Below are 19,333 nucleotides of genomic sequence, written 5' to 3' on the forward strand. Positions count from 1 at the left end.
TGAAACCCGCGGGTCACGCGTTTTCGCGCCCCGGGGCTGTTCCCGTCCCGCTACATCTCTTTTCATCGTTTATTCTGCTGCTCCCGGTTCTCGCTCCGGCTGAGCATCGAAACTGATCCCGCTGCTATTTATGCTGTCATCACCCATTAGCCAAAGATAAAGAGGCATGATGTCGGCAGGGGTTTTCAGTTTTGTCGGCTCTTCATCAGGGAAGGCACTGGCGCGCATTTTGGTGCGCGTGCCGCCAGGGTTGATGCAGTTGACGCGCAGCCGAAGCGGATCGTATTCCTGCGCCAGAACCTGCATCATGCCTTCGGTGGCGAATTTAGACACGGAATAAGCGCCCCAGCCGGCACGGCCCTTGCGGCCTACGCTGGAGGAGGTGAAGACCAGAGAAGCGGACGGCGATTTCAGCAGCAGCGGCAGAAGGGCCTGGGTCAAAAAGAAGGTGGCGTCAATATTCACACGCATCACCCGCTGCCAGATAGCCGGGTCCTGTTGCTCCATTGGCAGGACGTCACCCAGCAGTCCCGCATTGTGCAACACTCCATCAAGGTGCGGAATTTGCTCTTCCAGGGAGTGCGCCAGCTGCCGGCATTCTTCCGCCGTTGCCTGTTCCAAATCAAGTGAAAACCAGACCGCCGGCCGTTTTGTTGGACTACAGGCGGCGACTTCTTTACTGACCTGTAGCAGCTTTTCTGCGTTGCGGGCTAAAAGTATCACCTGGGCACCGTAACGGGCATAGGTCAGAGCCGCCTCGCGCCCGATGCCGTCGCTGGCACCTGTTACCAGAATGATGCGGTTATTTAGCAGGTCGTTTTTAGGTTGATAATGCATGTCAATTTCCTTAGCAATGGGCCTGTATGGCGCTATCCCACCGCATTATTTGCTGTAAACCCTCGCAGGTACTGGAGATAGTGAGTTATGCCTGAAATAAGCGATTCGTTCAATAATTTTGGACGCCTGTTCATCTTTAGTTAACGGGTTACAGGCGACGCCAGACGATGACTCAGCTACACTGACCCTATCTCTAACATAATGTAATCTAAGGTGGATTGAGTGGAGCTACTCTCTTATTACGGACTTTTCCTCGCGAAAACGGTCACCGTGGTGGTGGCGATTGCGGCTATCGCGCTGATCATGACTCATCTTGCGTTAAGAAAGCGCGGCGGTGCCGGACAGCTTAATCTTACCCGACTGGATGAGAATTATACGGACATGCAGGACAGAATGCGCCTGGCAAAGATGAAACCCACACAGCAGAAGCTGTGGAATAAAGAGCAGAAAAAAAAGGACAAGCACGAGGCAAAGGTTGCCAAACAACGGGCGAAGTCTGGACAGGTGTTGGAAGACGAGAGGTCAACGCTCTACGTTATTGATTTTAAAGGCAGCATGGATGCCAGCGAGGTCTCATCCCTGCGCGAGGAAGTGTCTGCGGTAATGGCGGTAGCCGAAAAGGGTGATGAAGTTCTGTTGCGCCTCGAGAGCCCGGGTGGCGTGGTACACGGCTATGGTCTGGCGGCTTCGCAGCTACAGCGTCTGCGTGATAAAGGTATTACGCTTACGGTGGCCGTGGACAAGGTAGCGGCCAGCGGAGGTTATATGATGGCCTGCGTGGCTGACCGTATCGTTGCCGCGCCGTTCTCTATTATTGGCTCCATCGGGGTTGTGGCACAGATCCCAAACTTTAACCGCCTGCTGAAACGCAATGAAATCGACGTTGAGATGCACACGGCCGGGGAATACAAGCGAACCCTGACGCTGTTTGGTGAGAATACCGAGCAGGGGCGTGAGAAGTTCCGTGAGGATCTGAATGAAACCCATCTGTTGTTTAAGCAGTTTGTTCATCAAATGCGGCCCGCTTTGGATATTGACAGCGTCGCCACGGGCGAGCACTGGTATGGTACCCAGGCGCTGGAAAAAGGCCTGGTGGATGCCATCAGCACCAGCGACGATTTGATTATCGATAAGATGGCAAAGCACCAGGTGATAGGGATACGCTACGCCCGACGCAAGGGCTTGATGGATCGCTTTACCCATAGCGCTTCCTCCAGTCTGGAGCGCCTGCTGCTACGTCTCTGGCAGCGAGGCAATAAACCCCTGCTGTAGCGGGTAACAGGCCCGCTGCCGCGGGCCTCTGACTGAGGATTTGGCCGATGGCGAGAGATAAGGGCGTACCGATAACAGCCCGTCAGGCCAAAGATAAAGCCGCCAAGACACTTCTCACATTGTGAGCCTCTCTCATTTATCACGTTCGCATGTGGAATGCCTTTTTTCTCCAGGATAAAAGCGAAAATCTGGGGTTAAGTTGTAAATTGCGTCTTTTTTTGGCTTCCTTTTCTGGCGTAAATTGCGCCTTAATGCTAATTAAGTTGCGTAACAGATTTTATCAGGTAGAGTGTGGGCGTTTCGGGTTCCGGGCGTAAAACAGACTTTACGCTTTGTTAGATATGCGCTTAACAGGCGGTAAAAAAGGCCGTTAATCAATACGTTGTATCGATACTTTGCGTACCGATATTGATGAAAGGTTGTACGGGTTGAGTTCGTTTCCCCGATAACTTTATGTCTTTGGTGCGCGGCGAGACTTCAGGAAGACGGTACAAATTACTCTCGGATGTTTTAATCAGGTAAAGGTAACTATGGGAAAAGCTCTCGTAATAGTTGAGTCCCCGGCAAAAGCCAAAACGATCAATAAATATCTCGGTAATGACTACGTGGTGAAATCCAGCGTGGGTCACATCCGCGATTTGCCGATAAGTGGATCAACAGTTAAAAAGAGCACTGACTCTACAACCAGTAAAACCACTAAAAAGGTCAAAAAGGACGCGAAGACGGCGCTCGTCAGCCGAATGGGCGTTGACCCTTTTCATCACTGGGAAGCAAATTACCAGATCCTCCCCGGTAAAGAAAAAGTCGTTGCTGAACTAAAAGCGTTGGCGGAAAAAGCTGACCATATCTATCTCGCTACCGACCTTGACCGCGAAGGGGAAGCCATCGCATGGCACCTGCGGGAAGTGATCGGCGGTGATGAGTCGCGCTACAGCCGCGTGGTGTTTAATGAAATCACCAAGAATGCCATTCATCAGGCCTTTGATAAGCCTGGTGAACTGAATATCGATCGTGTCAATGCACAGCAGGCACGGCGTTTTATGGACCGCGTCGTTGGCTATATGGTCTCACCACTTCTGTGGAAGAAGGTGGCGCGTGGACTTTCCGCCGGACGCGTGCAGTCGGTAGCGGTGCGTCTGGTTGTTGAGCGTGAACGCGAAATTAAAGCTTTCGTGCCCGAAGAGTATTGGGATCTGAATGCCGACCTGACCACACCAAAGGGCATCGACCTGCCGATGCAGGTGACGCACCAGCATGATAAGCCTTTCCGCCCGGTGAATCGTGACCAAACCTATGCGGCCGTCAGCGTGTTGGAAAATGCGCGCTTCACGGTGGTCGATCGCGAAGATAAACCGACCAGCAGTAAGCCCGGCGCACCTTATATCACCTCGACCCTACAGCAGGCCGCCAGCACGCGCCTCGGATTCGGGGTGAAAAAGACCATGATGATGGCACAACGCCTGTACGAGGCGGGTCATATTACCTATATGCGTACTGACTCCACCAACCTGAGTCAGGATGCGGTAAGCATGGTGCGCGGTTACGTCGAAGATGAATTTGGTGCGAAATATCTGCCTAAAACCGCCAACATTTACAGCAGCAAAGAGAATTCACAGGAAGCGCACGAAGCCATCCGCCCTTCAGATGTGAAGATACAGTCTGAGCAGCTGAAAGATATGGAAGCGGACGCACAAAAGCTTTATCAGCTGATTTGGCGTCAGTTCGTCGCCTGCCAGATGATGCCGGCGCAGTACGACTCGACCACACTGACCGTCGAAGCCGCCGATTTTAAACTCAAGGCGAAAGGGCGTACGCTGCGCTTTGATGGCTGGACGCGCGTGATGCCCGCGCTACGCAAGGGTGACGATGAACGTACGCTGCCCGCGGTAGAGGTGGGCAGCGAGCTGAGTCTGCAACAGCTGCTGCCAAGCCAACACTTTACCAAGCCGCCCGCCCGTTTCAGTGAAGCATCACTGGTGCGAGAACTGGAAAAGCGCGGTATTGGCCGTCCATCCACCTACGCCTCTATTATTTCGACTATCCAGGATCGTGGCTACGTAAAGGTCGAAAGCCGTCGTTTTTACGCGGAAAAAATGGGGGAGATCGTGACCGATCGCCTTGAAGAGAACTTCCGCGAGTTGATGAATTATGACTTCACCGCGCACATGGAAGATAACCTTGATAAGGTGGCGAATAACGAAGCGCAGTGGAAAACGGTGCTTGATAAATTCTTTGGCGAGTTCAGCCAGCAGCTGGAACAGGCTGAAAAAGACCCGGAAGAGGGCGGCATGCAGCCCAACCAGATGGTGCTGACGTCTATCGAATGCCCGACCTGTAGCCGCCAGATGGGGATCCGCACCGCGAGTACCGGGGTTTTCCTTGGCTGCTCCGGTTATGCTCTGCCACCTAAAGAGCGCTGTAAACAGACCATCAACCTGATCCCCGAGAATGAAGTGCTTAACATTCTTGAAGGTGATGATGCGGAAACTAACGCGCTGCGCGCGCGCCGTCGCTGTGATAAATGCGGTACCGCGATGGATAGCTACCTGATTGATAATCAGCGTAAGCTGCATGTTTGTGGTAACAACCCCGAGTGCGATGGCTATGAAATCGAACAGGGCGAGTTCCGTATCAAAGGCTATGACGGCCCGATAGTAGAATGCGAGAAGTGTGGTTCTGAAATGCATCTGAAGATGGGGCGTTTTGGTAAATACATGGCCTGCACCAACGAAGATTGCAAAAACACGCGAAAAATTCTGCGTAACGGTGACGTAGCGCCGCCGAAAGAAGATCCGGTGCCGCTACCCGAGCTGGTCTGCGAAAAGTCAGATGCGTACTTCGTACTGCGTGACGGTGCGGCTGGCGTGTTCCTTGCGGCGAACACGTTTCCTAAGTCGCGTGAGACGCGCGCGCCACAGGTAGAAGAACTTCAGCGCTTCCGCGATCGCCTGCCAGAAAAATTGCGCTATCTGGCTGACGCGCCTGCTGAAGACGCTGATGGCAACAAATCGGTAGTGCGTTTTAGCCGCAAAACTAAACAGCAGTACGTTAGTACGGAGAAAGACGGCAAAGCCACCGGCTGGTCGGCCTTCTTTGTCGACGGTAAATGGGAAGTGGCTGCGAAGAAATAAGTTTGCCAGGTTTCCGCGGGGGCAGCTTAGAGCATGCTGCCCCCGTTTATTGTTCCCTCCAGGTTTCCCCGAGTGATGCTATACATATCTGCCACATTTGATATAGTTGTTATAGATATGTCTTTTCTTATTATTTTATTGCATTAGGCCGGTACTGAATCCTCCCTCCGGTTTCTCTTCGCCTTGCCCCACCCTGGATGGAATACTAAATGAAATTGCAGCAGCTGCGTTACATCGTTGAAGTGGTGAATCATAATCTCAATGTCTCTTCGACGGCCGAAGGTCTCTATACTTCTCAACCCGGTATCAGTAAGCAGGTGCGTATGCTGGAGGATGAGTTAGGTATTCAGATTTTTGCCCGGAGTGGCAAGCATCTGACTCAGGTCACTCCGGCAGGGCAGGAGATCATCCGCATCGCACGTGAAGTGCTGTCGAAGGTTGATGCGATAAAATCCGTTGCAGGTGAACATACCTGGCCGGATAAAGGTTCGCTTTATGTCGCAACAACCCACACCCAGGCACGTTATGCTCTACCCAATGTGATCAAAGGCTTTATTGAACGTTACCCCCGCGTTTCCCTGCATATGCACCAGGGGTCGCCAACACAGATTGCTGAAGCCGTGTCGAAAGGCAACGCCGACTTCGCCATCGCAACCGAAGCTCTGCATTTGTACGACGATTTGATCATGCTACCCTGCTACCACTGGAATCGGGCCATCGTGGTTACTCCCGATCATCCACTGGCGGGCAAAAGCAAAGTATCGATTGAAGAGCTGGCAGAATATCCGCTGGTGACCTATACCTTTGGCTTCACGGGTCGTTCGGAGCTTGATACCGCTTTCAATCGTGCCGGCCTGACGCCGCATATCGTTTTTACTGCCACTGATGCAGATGTTATCAAGACTTACGTCAGACTTGGGCTGGGGGTGGGGGTCATTGCAAGCATGGCGGTTGATCCAGTTTCCGATCCTGATTTAGTCAGAATTGAAGCTACCGACGTATTTACCTACAGCACCACGAAAATAGGCTTTCGCCGCAGTACCTTCCTGCGCAGCTATATGTATGATTTTATCCAACGTTTCGCGCCTCACCTGACGCGCGATGTTGTCGATACCGCCGTAGCCTTACGCTCAAATGATGATATTGAAGCGATGTTTAAAGATATCAAACTACCCTTGAAATAGTAATCCACATAATAAGCAATGTTTTTATCGGGCCTGTTCAGGGCCCTTTTTTTTTAATTGAAGTTACCTATTAATCTAAACGGTAATATTGTGAATAAAATATTCTGCTAAATGAATCATTGATCACACCCTGTTTCCTTTTTATTTTTTAGATTAGATGTACGCGCTTTCTTTTAGCAGGTGTGCAGCCCAAATGAGAATTGCTTTCATTCGCATAAGTTATACTTTGAATTGATTCTTCTTAAGCTTAAATAAATATTAACTGACATTTTAAAATTAAATAACTCTGGATTTTGCAGTGCTAAATGTTTAGGATTAATCCTGAAATTTCCATGCATTCATTAACGAGGTGGTTGTCAACATTATGGCTACAAGAGTCTCTGCCCAACCCGAATTCGGGGGTAAGGTTATCATTGCTAAGCGTTCAGGTAACGTGAAACGTAGAGCCTGGATAACCGTATTTGCTGCCAGCGCGCTGTTTTGGCTAGTGGTGGCGCTATCTGTTTGGTGTCTCTGGGAGTAACTATGTACGTCACTCAGCGCCAGGCCGGAGAAGTCAGCATGTCACATGAAGGCTTCTGTCAAACGGTTAAAGAGAGTCACAATGACCCTCTGGTGAAAATCCCGTCATCATGGGATATCAGTAAATTGCAACGTAATTTTATACAGTCAATGCTCGAAGATAAAAACGCAAAATAACTAAGTACGTGACTATTTTCCCAGTAACCAGGTGAGTACTATTTACAAATAGTTAAACTATTTCCTTTCTCCGGTGAAGTTATCTGGCTGTGATAGTTCAGCCGTTGATTAAGTAAGATGCCCGATCTGACTTTTCTTGTGTCACCAGTATGAAGAAAGATAATATTTCCTTAACACAAATAAATAGGGCAGCCGGCTGAAAACTTCAGTTTAGTTAGCTCGCAGCGTGCCTGGAGCGGAAGAAAAGCTCAAGCGTGCGCTTATGAGAATCACCCAAGCGTCATAATATTAACGCCTCGCCGTTCCCCACGGCGAGGCGTTTTTTTTATCTCTTTTTGTATCAGCCGTTATCTCATCGCGGTGCCGCTGAGGTGCGGCCTCCAGCTTGTGCTATGTTTATAGCTAACCCTGTGCTTTCTATGGTTATGTCAAATATATAACAAGAATGGAGGAGCCATGCCGTTAACCCTACGACAACTCAGTCAGGATATACTGAACGTTAAACAACAGCAGTATCACTATTTTAGTCTTAGCAAGGCGGCCGCTGAACTGGGCGACATTTCGCGCTTGCCTAAATCACTGAAAGTGCTGCTGGAAAATCTACTGCGCTGGCAGGATGACGATTCCGTTACCACAGAAGATATTCGCGCCCTGGCGGCATGGTTAAAACATGGGCACGCTGATCGTGAAATTGCCTACCGCCCGGCCAGGGTGCTGATGCAAGACTTTACCGGCGTTCCGGCCGTAGTGGATTTGGCCGCCATGCGTGAGGCCGTACAGCGTCTGGGCGGCGATGTGGCAAAAGTGAACCCCTTATCGCCCGTTGACCTGGTGATAGACCATTCGGTGACGGTCGATCGTTTCGGTAACGATGACGCGTTTGAAGAAAACGTTCGCCTTGAAATGGAACGCAACCATGAACGCTATGCCTTCCTGCGGTGGGGACAAAAAGCCTTCAACCGCTTTAGCGTTGTTCCACCGGGAACCGGGATTTGCCATCAGGTCAATCTTGAATACCTCGGCCAGTCCGTCTGGCATGAAACCCTCGATGATGGTGAGGTGGCATACCCAGATACGCTGGTCGGCACGGATTCGCATACCACGATGATCAATGCGCTTGGCGTGCTGGGCTGGGGTGTGGGGGGAATCGAAGCGGAAGCGGCCATGTTGGGGCAACCCGTATCAATGCTCATCCCGGACGTTGTGGGCTTCAAATTAAGCGGTAAGCTACAGGCCGGGATAACCGCGACTGACCTTGTGCTGACGGTGACCCAGATGTTGCGTCAGCACGGCGTGGTGGGCAAGTTTGTTGAATTCTATGGCGATGGCCTGGACGACCTGCCGCTGGCTGACCGTGCGACCATTGCCAATATGGCACCTGAATACGGTGCTACCTGCGGTTTTTTCCCCGTCGATGACGTGACCTTAAGCTACATGGAACTCACAGGGCGCAGTCATGAGCAGGTGGCGCTGGTCGAAGCCTATGCCAGAGCACAAGGATTATGGCGTAACAGCGGCGATGAACCTGTCTTTACCAGCACGCTGGCGCTGGATATGAGCAGCGTAGAGTCGAGCGTGGCCGGGCCTAAGCGTCCACAGGACCGGGTATCATTGAGGGATGTTCCCGCCGCTTTCCTTGCCAGCAACGAGCTGGCGCTTAATCAGGCCCAAAAGCCGTGTAAAGCGGTTAGCTACCGGGACAGCCGTTCAGGCCAACAGTACCAACTGGAAGAGGGTGCCGTCGTTATTGCCGCGATCACCTCCTGTACGAATACCTCAAATCCCAGCGTGCTGATGGCGGCCGGGCTGTTGGCAAAAAAAGCCGTGATGCTGGGATTGAAACCGAAGCCGTGGGTCAAGGCTTCACTTGCGCCGGGTTCTAAGGTGGTTTCCGGCTATTTAGCCAGCGCCGGCCTGACGCCCTACCTTGACAAGCTCGGCTTTAATCTGGTGGGTTATGGCTGCACCACCTGTATTGGTAATTCTGGCCCGTTGCCTGATGAAATCGAAAAGGCTATCAGACAGGGCGATCTGACGGTTGGAGCCGTGCTTTCCGGTAACCGTAATTTCGAAGGGCGAATTCATCCTTTTGTTAAAACCAACTGGCTGGCCTCGCCGCCGTTGGTGGTGGCTTACGCGCTGGCCGGGAACATGAAGCTTAATCTGGACAGTGACCCCATTGGTGACGATATTGACGGCAATGCTGTATATCTGAAAGATATCTGGCCAGGCCCGGCAGAAATTGCCGCGGCGGTGCAGCTGGTCTCCACCGACATGTTTCACAAAGAGTATGCTGAGGTGTTTGCCGGCACGCCAGAATGGCAGCAGATTGAGGTCCGTGAGGCGGCAACCTACAACTGGGATATCCACTCGACGTATATCCGCCTTTCACCCTTTTTTGACGGCATGGATAAAGAACCGCAGCCCGTGCCGGATATCCTCAAGGCACGTGTTCTGGCCATACTCGGAGACTCCGTGACAACAGACCATATTTCGCCAGCCGGGAGTATTAAGGCAGACAGCCCTGCGGGGCGGTATCTGCTGGAACGCGGCGTTGAGCGCGCGGATTTCAACTCCTATGGGTCAAGGCGCGGTAACCATGAGGTGATGATGCGCGGCACCTTTGCCAATATCAGGATCCGCAATGAGATGGTTCCCGGCGTTGAGGGGGGGATCACGCGTTATATTCCAGGTAATGAACAGATGGCGATTTATGATGCGGCAATGCGCTATAAGCAGGCCGGTATCCCGCTGGTGGTCATTGCGGGTAAAGAGTACGGGTCGGGGTCCAGCCGTGACTGGGCGGCTAAAGGTCCGCGGTTGCAGGGGGTTCGCGTCGTTATCGCTGAATCTTTTGAGCGTATTCACCGTTCAAACCTGATCGGCATGGGAATATTACCGTTGGAGTTTCCAAAGGGCGTAACGCGCAAAACGTTAGGACTTACCGGAGATGAGCAGATAGACGTGGTAAATCTTAACCAGCTCAAGCCGGGTGGAACGGTATCCGTTACCGTGACAAGAGAGGACGGTAGCGCAGAGGTGCTGTCCGCTCATTGCCGTATCGACACCGGCAACGAGCTGAAGTATTACAAGAATGACGGCATTCTGCATTACGTTATCAGGAATATGCTGCGATAACCCGGTCCCGGTTGCGGCCACGCTGCAGGCAATAACTGGCCTGCCTCCTGCGTGGCCTCTGTCTGAATGGCCGATTATTTACTCAACAGGTGGCCCAGTTTCGCTGCCTTGGTATCAAGATAATGTGCGTTACTGGGATTGCGCCCTACGATCAGCGGCACGCGTTCTACGATATTGATTCCGGCCTCGGTCAGGATCTCAACTTTACGCGGGTTGTTGGTCAGCAGACGAACTTCATTAACGCCCAGCAGTTTGAACATATCTGCACAGAGGGTGAAGTCACGCTCATCGGCGGCAAAGCCCAGTTGATGATTTGCCTCAACCGTATCGTAGCCTTTGTCCTGCAGTGCATAAGCTCTTATCTTGTTCAGCAGGCCGATATTGCGCCCTTCCTGACGATGATAGAGCAGGATCCCGCGGCCCTGTTTCGCAATCTGCGTCAGCGCAGCCTCCAGCTGGAAGCCGCAGTCACAGCGCAGACTGAATAGCGCATCCCCCGTAAGGCACTCTGAATGAACGCGCGCCAGCACCGGCTCACTGCCAGAAATATCGCCGTAGACCAGTGCGACATGGTCCTGCCCGGTTGCAATCTCTTCAAAACCAACCATGAGGAAATCTCCCCTGGGCGTGGGTAGATTGGCCTCAGCCACCCGTTTAAGTTGCATCTTAATCTCCAATAAAATTCTGGTGTTGCGCCGGCGTAAACGGCGTTTTGTCAACGATCCGGCGTAAACGATGCTACTATTTTGCCACAACATTTACGGCGTTGGGTAATACCCTGTAGCGATTGTTGTAATACAGCACAATTATCAACACAACGACAGTTATGTTATTATTTTTAAAGATATTCTTATAACAAGCCCGTATATCGAGTCTCGACAAGGAATAAAAATGACCGGAATCCTTAAACGCACAATCTCTGGTACGCTGTTATTACTGGTGATGCCGCTGGCCGTGATGCTGTCAGGCTGGCGATGGCAGCCGGTGGAAATGGGGTGGGGCCATAAAATAGTGTTCTGGTTTACCGAAACTGTCACCAGCCCCTGGGGGGCACTGACAAGCGTTATTCTTTGCGGGTGGTTTCTCTGGTGCATGCGCCTGAGCCTGAAATCCGCGGTGATTTTGCTGGCGATCATTACTCCGACGCTGCTTATCGGACAATATACCAAGAGTATGGTTAAGGATTACGTGCAGGAACCGCGTCCCTATGTGACGTGGCTCGGTGAAAATCAGGGTATCGATCAGCGGCAGTTCTATGCCGAAAAACGTTCACAACGTAGTGAAATTGTACGCGAAGCGGTAAGGGATAATAACCAAATCCCGGACTGGCTAAAGCAGCACTGGGCATTTGAAACCGGATTTTCCTTTCCTTCGGGGCATACCATGTTTGCCGCTACCTGGGCATTGCTGGGGATGGCGTTGCTCTGGCCGCGCCGTTGTTACACCAGCGTTGTGCTACTCATGGGCTGGGCAATGATGGTGATGGGAAGCCGTCTGCTGTTGGGTATGCACTGGCCGCGTGACCTCATTGTTTCCACGTTAATCAGTGGAGTACTGGTGACGCTGGCCGCGCTGATGGTACAGCGTTTTTGCGGCCCGCACTCCTCGTTACCACGAAAACATTGCGACCGCACCCGCGCCGAACGTTAAGATTACCGATTGTAAAGTGGTTCTTCGGCCCCATATCGTGTGTTTGCCTTGAAGTCAGGCGGGTACCGTCGCTGCAAACCGTGAAATAGCTCGCGTGCTGCAGCTGATGCACATCCAGGCAAGCATCTAAGCGATTTTTTTGGCATAATTCATCTGGTTAACTCCAGCTTAAGGGATGAACAGTGAAATACTTGCTTATTTTTTTAGTCGTTCTGGTCATTTTTGTCATTTCCGTCACCCTGGGCGCGCATAACGATCGGGTCGTGACGTTTAATTATCTGCTGGCGCAGGGAGAGTTCAGCATTTCGACACTGCTGGCATCATTGTTCGCCGTGGGCTTTTTGCTGGGGTGGGCTATCTGCGGGCTGTTCTGGCTGCGGGTGCGCATTTCGTTGTCTCATGCGCAACGTAAAGTTAAGCGCTTACAGCATCAGCTGGGGCAGACAGATACCAATGTGACAACGTCACAGAAATCTGTCGCTAAGGAATAACCGCATATGTTGGAATTGCTGTTCCTGTTACTTCCCGTTGCCGCCGCCTATGGCTGGTACATGGGGCGCAGAAGTGCACAACAGAACAAGCAACAGGAAGCGAACCGCCTGTCGCGTGACTACGTGGCGGGCGTGAACTTTCTGCTTTCTAATCAACAGGACAAAGCCGTCGATCTGTTTCTGGATATGCTGAAAGAAGACAGCGGCACCGTTGAAGCCCATCTGACCCTCGGCAATCTGTTCCGCTCCCGTGGTGAAGTCGACCGCGCGATCCGCATACATCAGGCCCTGATGGAAAGCGCTTCTCTGACCTATGACCAGCGGCTGCTGGCGGTACAGCAGCTCGGGCGCGACTATATGGCTGCCGGGTTTTACGATCGTGCAGAACAGATGTTTGGTCAACTGGTCGACGAAACTGATTTTCGCGTCGGCGCCTTGCAGCAACTGTTAATTATCCACCAGGCGACCAGCGACTGGCTCAACGCAATAGAAACCGCCGAGCGTCTGGTCAAACTCGGGAAAGATCGTCTGAAGATGGAAATCGCGCACTTTTACTGTGAGCTGGCGCTGCAGGCAATGGGCAGTGACGACCTGGAAAGGGCGATGGGCCTGCTTAAAAAAGGTGAGTCGGCGGACAAAAATAGCGCGCGTGTCTCGATTATGATGGGCCGCATTTATATGGCCAAAGCTGAATACGCGAAGGCGGTGCAGCATCTACAGCGGGTGATAGAGCAGGATAAACAACTGGTCAGTGAAACCCTCGAGATGCTGGAGTGTTGCTATCAGCATTTGCATGGCTCGCCAGAATGGGTTAGCTATCTTGAACGCTGCGTTGAAGAAGACACGGGTGCCGCTGCCGAGCTTTATCTTGCTGACATCATCGACCGCCAGCAGGGGGCAGAGGCGGCACAGACGTATATCACGCGTCAGCTGCAGGGTCACCCAACCATGCGTGTTTTCCATCGCCTGATGGATTTCAATCTGCAGGAAGCGGAGGATGGGCGTGCAAAAGAGAGTCTGGTGGTACTGCGCGATATGGTGGGCGAACAAATTCGCACCAAGCCACGCTATCGCTGCCATAAATGTGGCTTTACCGCCCATGCGCTTTACTGGCACTGTCCTTCATGCCGCGCCTGGTCTTCCGTGAAGCCAATACGTGGACTTGACGGACAATAGTCTGGCGCAATCGACCAGACTAAATGCGCTACTTTAGTTACAACATACTAGTGATTGGAATGGGTGTTCCCATCGACAACGGCATATGTGTTTGAAAACAGATTAAGCAACAATACAGGGCAAGACAGGAGGGATTATTCTGTGAATTTTGCACCTGGCCGGGTAAAATGCAGGCCGTTTATCGTTTGCGCCTTGTGGTGCTTCATCTAAAGAGGGCCTTTTAATGCATTCACCTCAGGTTACCGATTCACCGATCGTAGTCGCACTGGATTATGCCGATCTCAATCGCGCATTAGCCTTTGTCGATCGGATCGAGCCCGGCAGTTGCCGTCTTAAGGTCGGCAAAGAGATGTTTACCCTGTTTGGCCCGCAGCTGGTGCGCGACCTTCAGCAGCGCGGTTTTGAGATATTCCTCGACCTCAAGTTTCACGATATTCCTAATACAACGGCGCACGCGGTTGCGGCAGCTGCCGATCTCGGCGTGTGGATGGTCAACGTCCATGCCAGCGGCGGGGCGCGCATGATGAGCGCCGCACGCGATGCGCTGTTGCCTTTTGGCAAGGATGCGCCGCTATTGATCGCCGTAACGGTTCTGACCAGTATGGATGCCAGCGATTTACAAGGGCTCGGGATTGAGCTGACGCCTGCGGAACACGCGGAACGCCTGGCACGTCTGACTCAAGAGTGTGGGCTGAATGGTGTTGTCTGCTCGGCGCACGAAGCCAGCCGCTTTAAGCAGGTGCTGGGATCGGACTTCCGGCTGGTCACTCCGGGTATTCGGCCAGCGGGCAGTGACGCAGGCGATCAGCGGCGTATCATGACGCCACGGCAGGCGCAGCAGGCCGGGGTGGATTATATGGTGATCGGCCGTCCCATTACCCAATCTGACGATCCGGCGGCGACCCTCCACGCCATCCTTGATTCTCTACAGGGGGCATGATGGCCGATCAAAACAGTCGTCTGGTCTATTCCACCGATACCGGACGTATTCATGAACCTGAAACGGTCATTCAACGGCCTAAAGGTGATGGGATTGTACGTATCCAGCGCCAGACCAGCGGTCGCAAAGGAAAAGGTGTCTGCCTGGTCAGCGGTATCGACCTTGATGATGCAGAACTGAATAAATTGGCTGCCGAGTTAAAGAAGAAGTGCGGCTGTGGTGGCGCGGTAAAAGAGGGCATTATTGAAATTCAGGGCGACAAACGCGACCTGCTGAAAACTCTGTTAGAGGGCAAAGGTTTCAAGGTGAAGCTGTCCGGAGGGTAATATGTAGTGATGTAATAACCATTGATGATGGTATAAATGGAACGCACCTGCAGTCGAACATATAATTTATAAGGAAAGTAAGTTATGTATAAGGCGCTGTTACTGTCACTGACAATGGTTTTTTCGTGTACTTACTCTATTACGGCGAATGCAGTTATCATCTGTTTTCCAAGCGGTATTTGTCTCGATATAGGAGACATTGGAATCCACCCATGATGGACTAAATCGGGGCATCCGCTTGTGCCCCGAACTTAAAAACCTCGGACTTCAGCCGCAACGGCAGCTTTTGCCCAATCGGTAAGAGCATCAAACCTTATTTCCCCCTTATTGCTGATGAACCTGATGACCAATAATGCCACCCACGGCCGCGCCGCCAAGGGTTCCCAGACCGCTTCCGTTTGTCAGGATAGAACCGCCAATGGCACCCGCACCGGCTCCAATCGCCGTGTTACGATCGCGCTTAGACCAGTTTGAGCATGCCCCCAGGGAAATGATTAAAACTGCTGCCAATGTGACGGTGGTTAGACGTTTTGCGGTAAATAACATAACTATTCCTCCTGGCAATGATGAACCTCTATTTCAGTATAGAATACGCGCTGCCTGGCCGATCCTCACGACGTCATTCTTTAGTGATCTTTGTCACTGAACGTAAAAAGTAGCTTCAAGGAGGCTGACGTTCAGTGGAACAAAACTCACGTTAAAAACGTTTTCTGCTTTTGACACCTCTTTTACTGGTCACTGTTGTTTTTGGTTACCAGTTCTGTCAGCGAGAAAGAATAATGGGCGGATATATTGATATGTCCTTGGCAATGCGGGAGAGAGGCGTGCGATATCTTCATCAGTCAATATTTCATCCTGTGGCCGGAGATGACCCAGGGCTGCCTGCCCATAACACGATGGCGTGAGTGATCAGAACCAGAGCATCAAATTGACCCACCTGACCATCGATATATCGCTTTTTTGTCTCACCTTTATAACCGTGACAGATGGCTCTGGTCACTGCATGGCGGCTTTCTCCCCGACAAGTGGAGACAGTATCAGCAGAAGTAGCGCGGGGAGAAAAGACGCTTTCGTAAACGAGGTGTCATGCCTATTTCTCCATAATGTGGGATGCAGAAAATCCGGGCGAGTCACGCCCGGTTCCGGTTATCCTTGATGTCAGTCTGCGTGAAGAAGGGTCATCCTACAAAACTGATGAGGGAGTTCACGGTAGCCGTTGATCCGCCGCAGACAATGACCAGCACGTTCTTATAGCTTTCAATATTTAGTTTATTACCGTACAGCGGTGCCAGAGACGCACCGCAGGCAGGCTCAATAAGCATATGGTGATCGTCCAGAAAGGACAGGCAGGCGTCCACCGCCTCATGATCGGAAACGATTACCGGGGTGATTGTGCGTTTTTTGCTTAAATCAAAGGCTTGCTGGCAGACCTGACGCGCACCGAGAGAGGTGGCGACACCTGTCAGCGTTGGCACCTCAACGGGTTTACCGGCCTTCAGCGCAGCGTTGAATGACGCCATACCCTGTGTCTCAACGGCGAAGATCGGAACATTATCAAGACCATTGCGACGCAGACCTTCATCGACACCAGCTAATAATCCGCCACCGCCAACAGAGAGGATCACCGCGTCCGGATTCACTCCCTCAGCAACAACCTCGTCAATCATGGAGGCGTGTCCCTGCCACAAAAGCGGATCGTCAAACGGATGCAGGAAGGCATCCTGTTCAGTAAGCAGGGACAAAGCCCGTTGATTCGCCTCTGACCACATTTCGCCATGGACAACTACCTGCGCACCTTCCAGTTGCAGCAGGTTACGTGCCCGTTCGGAGGTGGTCTCCGGTACGACAACGATAACGGGAATATTAAGCTTTCGACCCGCATAAGCGACGGCCAGCCCCGCATTGCCACCGGAGGAAGAGATAAAGCGACGGGCCCCCTGACCATAGTGGTGCTCGCAGGCATAACCGATCCCGCGAATTTTGAAGGAGCCGGAAGGCTGTGCGGCTTCCATCTTCATCCAGATACGCGTTCCGTTCAGCCGTCCTAGTGGCAGGGACTCGATCAGAGGGGTTTTAATACTCAGTGACATTTGTTAGCTCCGGTTAAAAATCTGAATCAGGCCAGAGCCTGCACTTCCAGTTCCACATCTAGGCCAAAAGCCAGCTGGCTGACGACGGTTGAGCGGGCCGGAAAGCCATCAGAGAAATAGGTACGGTAGACTTCATTGAACGCACTGAAATGCGCCATATCAGAAATCCATACGGTGACCTTAACGAGGCGATCAAGGGACGAGTCGCAGGCCTCAAGTGTATCGGTGATATTCTGCATAATAAGACGGGTCTGCTCTTCAACAGATCCCGGCACGGGTTCACCCTGTGCATTCATGGCCAGCTGACCGGACAGAAACAAAAAGCCGTTGGCTTCGACTGCCCTGGCAAACGGATAGGGCATGGCGCTGTTGTATTTCTTCATGAGGCCTCCTGGTACTGGCGACAGCAATCAGCAGCCAATGTTTTTTAGTTCATCGAGATAGTTATAAACGGTATAACGGGTTACGCCGAGTGCATCAGCCGCTTTTTCGACACCGCCTTTCATCAGGAAAATACCGCGCTCCTGCATCTTTTTTACGGCCAGTATTTTGACTTTTTTTGCATCTGCGCGGCGGTTTCCGGGGCTGAGTGCAGTCGCATCACTGATGATTTCTTTCATCAAATCTTCAATGCTTTCATGAGGCAGGTCAGTATCAGTGGGCTCTGTTGCCGGAATTTTTGCTTTAAACGTCATACCGGATAAGTTTTGCAGCAGCGTCAATGCCTGTTCGATGCCGTTGTTATCCACGTTGACACACAGGGCGGCAAAAGGCTTTCCGTTACGGCCACGGTAAATCGCCGTACTGCTGCGCAGCGGCGACCCATCGCGCGAAAACGTTTCATACTCCGGAAAAAGCGTGACTAGCTCTTGGCTCTCCTCAAGCGCGTTGATAAACGCCTTGTCTGTTCTCAAGCCAGCTAAAACGGAATCTCCCTTTCTGCGTCCAGTAACGTGCGCATTGGAAATTTCAGCGATGGAAAATTCCGGATTACGGAGATCGTGAAGGACAATTTCGGCATTCCCCGGTAATACGCTGCCAATAGCGCGAACGGCAGCGGCCAGCATCTTCAGCAACTCCTGCTCAAAAACAATTTCGTCGGGTATTACTGTCATAGAAAGCTCCGGTTATTTAATTCAACTTATTGTTGATAATAGTAGCAGGGCAGGGGATTAAACTTCAACATACTGTTGATCTTGTATTTGAATTCAGAAGGACAGACTGCATGTTACTGGGGGCGGATGCTGGCTGGAGATACAATACGATAGGACGTGCGCATAACTAAGCAACGGCATCTGCGGCAGTACCGCTCACATAAGTTTTCGTTCCGCTGAACGTCACACCCTACAAAAGGCAGTCCAGACCAGCGCAGACCAGCAAAGCCGGCTTTGTCGATGGTATATAGCGGTACAGCGAATTTGGCCATGACGCCATCGTCTGATTACAAACGGGTGGCGACTAACGTCATCTCAGCCCTCAATTCAGACTTGAGGCTACCAATTACAAGACGGGCGAGTTCTCAATGGCAGACTGCAAAGAAATGGCCATCGTTAGCTGGTTATTGCCCTCGATCCAGCCAATCTCTCCATACCCGATTGAGCTGGCACCCACGACAATGGTCACATGTCATAACGGGGAGAACATCATGCTGGAACAACTGAAACAGCAGGTACTGGAAGCGAATCTGGCCTTGCCGCGCCACGGGCTGGTCACTTTCACCTGGGGCAATGTAAGTGCGATAGATCGCCAGCAGGAATTAATGGTGATTAAACCTTCCGGCGTGAGTTATGAAACGATGCAGCGTGACGATATGGTGGTGGTGGCGCTGGGCAGCGGGGAGGTGATTGAAGGCGCTAAACGGCCTTCTTCCGACACGGCAACGCACCGCGCACTCTATCTTGCATGGCCAGAGATTGGCGGGATTGTGCATACCCATTCGCGGCATGCCACCGTCTGGGCGCAGTCTGGCAAAGATCTTCCGGCATGGGGCACGACTCATGCCGATGATTTTTACGGCGATATCCCCTGTACACGTCAAATGCGCAGCGAAGAAATCGTGGAGTGTTACGAGTGGCAAACCGGGCAGGTCATCATTGAAACGCTACGGCAGCGGGACATCGATCCGCTGGCTATTCCGGCAGTGCTGGTTAACGCTCACGGACCATTTACCTGGGGGCGTAGTGCACAGGAAGCGGTACAGAGTGCGGTGGTTTTGGAGGAGGTGGCCTACATGGGGATTTTCAGTCAGTATTTAACGCCCAGTCTTCCCGCCATAAATCAGACGCTGCTGGATAAGCATCATCAGCGTAAACACGGCAAGCATGCGTGGTATGGACAGGGTTGATCGTCGTCACGGCCAGATAATACGAGGGAACTCATCAGAAATAATCAGGCGGGAT

General features: G+C 52.1%; 17 protein-coding genes and 1 pseudogene. 11 read left to right on the top strand and 7 right to left on the bottom strand.

Translation table 11 applies throughout. From position 1 onward, the window contains the following. Positions 1-69: 69 nt before the first annotated feature. On the bottom strand, positions 70-837 hold the full coding sequence (locus ETA_RS09170) for a YciK family oxidoreductase (RefSeq protein ID WP_012441350.1): 768 nt from the start codon (positions 835-837) through the stop codon (positions 70-72). Between the two features lie 222 nt (positions 838-1,059). Here ETA_RS09170 and sohB point away from each other — a divergent pair, with 222 nt between their 5' ends. The 5 genes from sohB (at position 1,060) to acnA (ending at position 10,261) form a co-directional block, all read left to right on the top strand. Further along, complete coding sequence (gene sohB, locus ETA_RS09175; RefSeq protein WP_012441351.1) at positions 1,060-2,109, top strand: protease SohB; 1,050 nt, start codon at positions 1,060-1,062, stop codon at positions 2,107-2,109. 530 nt (positions 2,110-2,639) lie between these two features. Beyond that, on the top strand, positions 2,640-5,240 hold the full coding sequence (gene topA, locus ETA_RS09180; RefSeq protein ID WP_012441352.1) for a type I DNA topoisomerase: 2,601 nt from the start codon (positions 2,640-2,642) through the stop codon (positions 5,238-5,240). Positions 5,241-5,449: 209 nt separating this feature from the next. Continuing rightward, on the top strand, positions 5,450-6,424 hold the full coding sequence (gene cysB / locus ETA_RS09185) for an HTH-type transcriptional regulator CysB (RefSeq protein ID WP_012441353.1): 975 nt from the start codon (positions 5,450-5,452) through the stop codon (positions 6,422-6,424). Positions 6,425-6,788: 364 nt separating this feature from the next. After that, positions 6,789-6,947, top strand: coding sequence for a YmiA family putative membrane protein (locus ETA_RS19240; RefSeq protein ID WP_071819173.1), 159 nt, complete (start codon positions 6,789-6,791; stop codon positions 6,945-6,947). A gap of 632 nt (positions 6,948-7,579) precedes the next feature. Continuing rightward, positions 7,580-10,261 carry an aconitate hydratase AcnA gene (gene acnA / locus ETA_RS09195; RefSeq protein WP_012441355.1) on the top strand — a complete coding sequence of 894 codons (2,682 nt, stop codon included), beginning with the start codon at positions 7,580-7,582 and terminating at the stop codon, positions 10,259-10,261. Between the two features lie 74 nt (positions 10,262-10,335). On the opposite strand, the gene ribA is transcribed toward acnA, so the two are convergent. Next, positions 10,336-10,926 carry a GTP cyclohydrolase II gene (gene ribA / locus ETA_RS09200; protein WP_042958872.1) on the bottom strand — a complete coding sequence of 197 codons (591 nt, stop codon included), beginning with the start codon at positions 10,924-10,926 and terminating at the stop codon, positions 10,336-10,338. Between the two features lie 226 nt (positions 10,927-11,152). On the opposite strand from ribA, the gene pgpB reads away from it, so the two are divergent. The 5 genes from pgpB (at position 11,153) to yciH (ending at position 14,844) form a co-directional block, all read left to right on the top strand. Continuing rightward, a complete protein-coding gene (gene pgpB, locus ETA_RS09205) occupies positions 11,153-11,911 on the top strand; it encodes a phosphatidylglycerophosphatase B (RefSeq protein WP_012441357.1) in 759 nt (252 codons plus the stop codon). A gap of 182 nt (positions 11,912-12,093) precedes the next feature. Beyond that, positions 12,094-12,402 (top strand): LapA family protein, encoded by a 309-nt coding sequence (locus tag ETA_RS09210; protein WP_012441358.1) that lies wholly within the window; start codon positions 12,094-12,096, stop codon positions 12,400-12,402. A gap of 6 nt (positions 12,403-12,408) precedes the next feature. Next, on the top strand, positions 12,409-13,578 hold the full coding sequence (gene lapB, locus ETA_RS09215) for a lipopolysaccharide assembly protein LapB (protein ID WP_012441359.1): 1,170 nt from the start codon (positions 12,409-12,411) through the stop codon (positions 13,576-13,578). Positions 13,579-13,801: 223 nt separating this feature from the next. After that, the gene (gene pyrF, locus ETA_RS09220; protein ID WP_012441360.1) at positions 13,802-14,518 is read left to right on the top strand and encodes an orotidine-5'-phosphate decarboxylase; all 717 of its coding nucleotides are present in this window, start codon (positions 13,802-13,804) and stop codon (positions 14,516-14,518) included. After that, complete coding sequence (yciH, locus tag ETA_RS09225) at positions 14,518-14,844, top strand: stress response translation initiation inhibitor YciH (RefSeq protein ID WP_042958874.1); 327 nt, start codon at positions 14,518-14,520, stop codon at positions 14,842-14,844. Before pyrF ends, yciH begins: the two co-directional genes overlap by 1 nt. 324 nt (positions 14,845-15,168) lie before the next feature. Here yciH and osmB read toward each other — a convergent pair whose 3' ends face one another. From osmB to ETA_RS09245, 5 genes and pseudogenes are all read right to left on the bottom strand, one after another. Next, positions 15,169-15,390, bottom strand: a complete 222-nt coding sequence (osmB, locus tag ETA_RS09230) for an osmotically-inducible lipoprotein OsmB (protein ID WP_012441362.1) — start codon at positions 15,388-15,390, stop codon at positions 15,169-15,171. Between the two features lie 93 nt (positions 15,391-15,483). Then, positions 15,484-15,865, bottom strand: a pseudogene (locus ETA_RS20405) (Tn3 family transposase); the annotation flags it as partial. Between the two features lie 157 nt (positions 15,866-16,022). After that, positions 16,023-16,934 carry a pyridoxal-phosphate dependent enzyme gene (locus ETA_RS09235; protein WP_012441363.1) on the bottom strand — a complete coding sequence of 304 codons (912 nt, stop codon included), beginning with the start codon at positions 16,932-16,934 and terminating at the stop codon, positions 16,023-16,025. A 26-nt stretch (positions 16,935-16,960) separates the two neighbouring features. Beyond that, positions 16,961-17,317: a RidA family protein gene (locus ETA_RS09240; RefSeq protein ID WP_012441364.1), complete on the bottom strand. Its 357-nt coding sequence runs from the start codon at positions 17,315-17,317 to the stop codon at positions 16,961-16,963. Between the two features lie 27 nt (positions 17,318-17,344). Further along, entirely contained in the window at positions 17,345-18,049 is a 705-nt protein-coding gene (locus ETA_RS09245; protein ID WP_012441365.1) for a helix-turn-helix transcriptional regulator, read from the bottom strand. 530 nt (positions 18,050-18,579) lie between these two features. Between ETA_RS09245 and ETA_RS09250 the strand changes: the two genes are divergently transcribed. Then, a complete protein-coding gene (locus ETA_RS09250) occupies positions 18,580-19,278 on the top strand; it encodes an L-ribulose-5-phosphate 4-epimerase (protein WP_012441366.1) in 699 nt (232 codons plus the stop codon). Positions 19,279-19,333 lie beyond the last annotated feature (55 nt).

The sequence above is a fragment of the Erwinia tasmaniensis Et1/99 genome (assembly GCF_000026185.1).
GTDB classification, from domain to species: Bacteria; Pseudomonadota; Gammaproteobacteria; order Enterobacterales; family Enterobacteriaceae; genus Erwinia; species Erwinia tasmaniensis.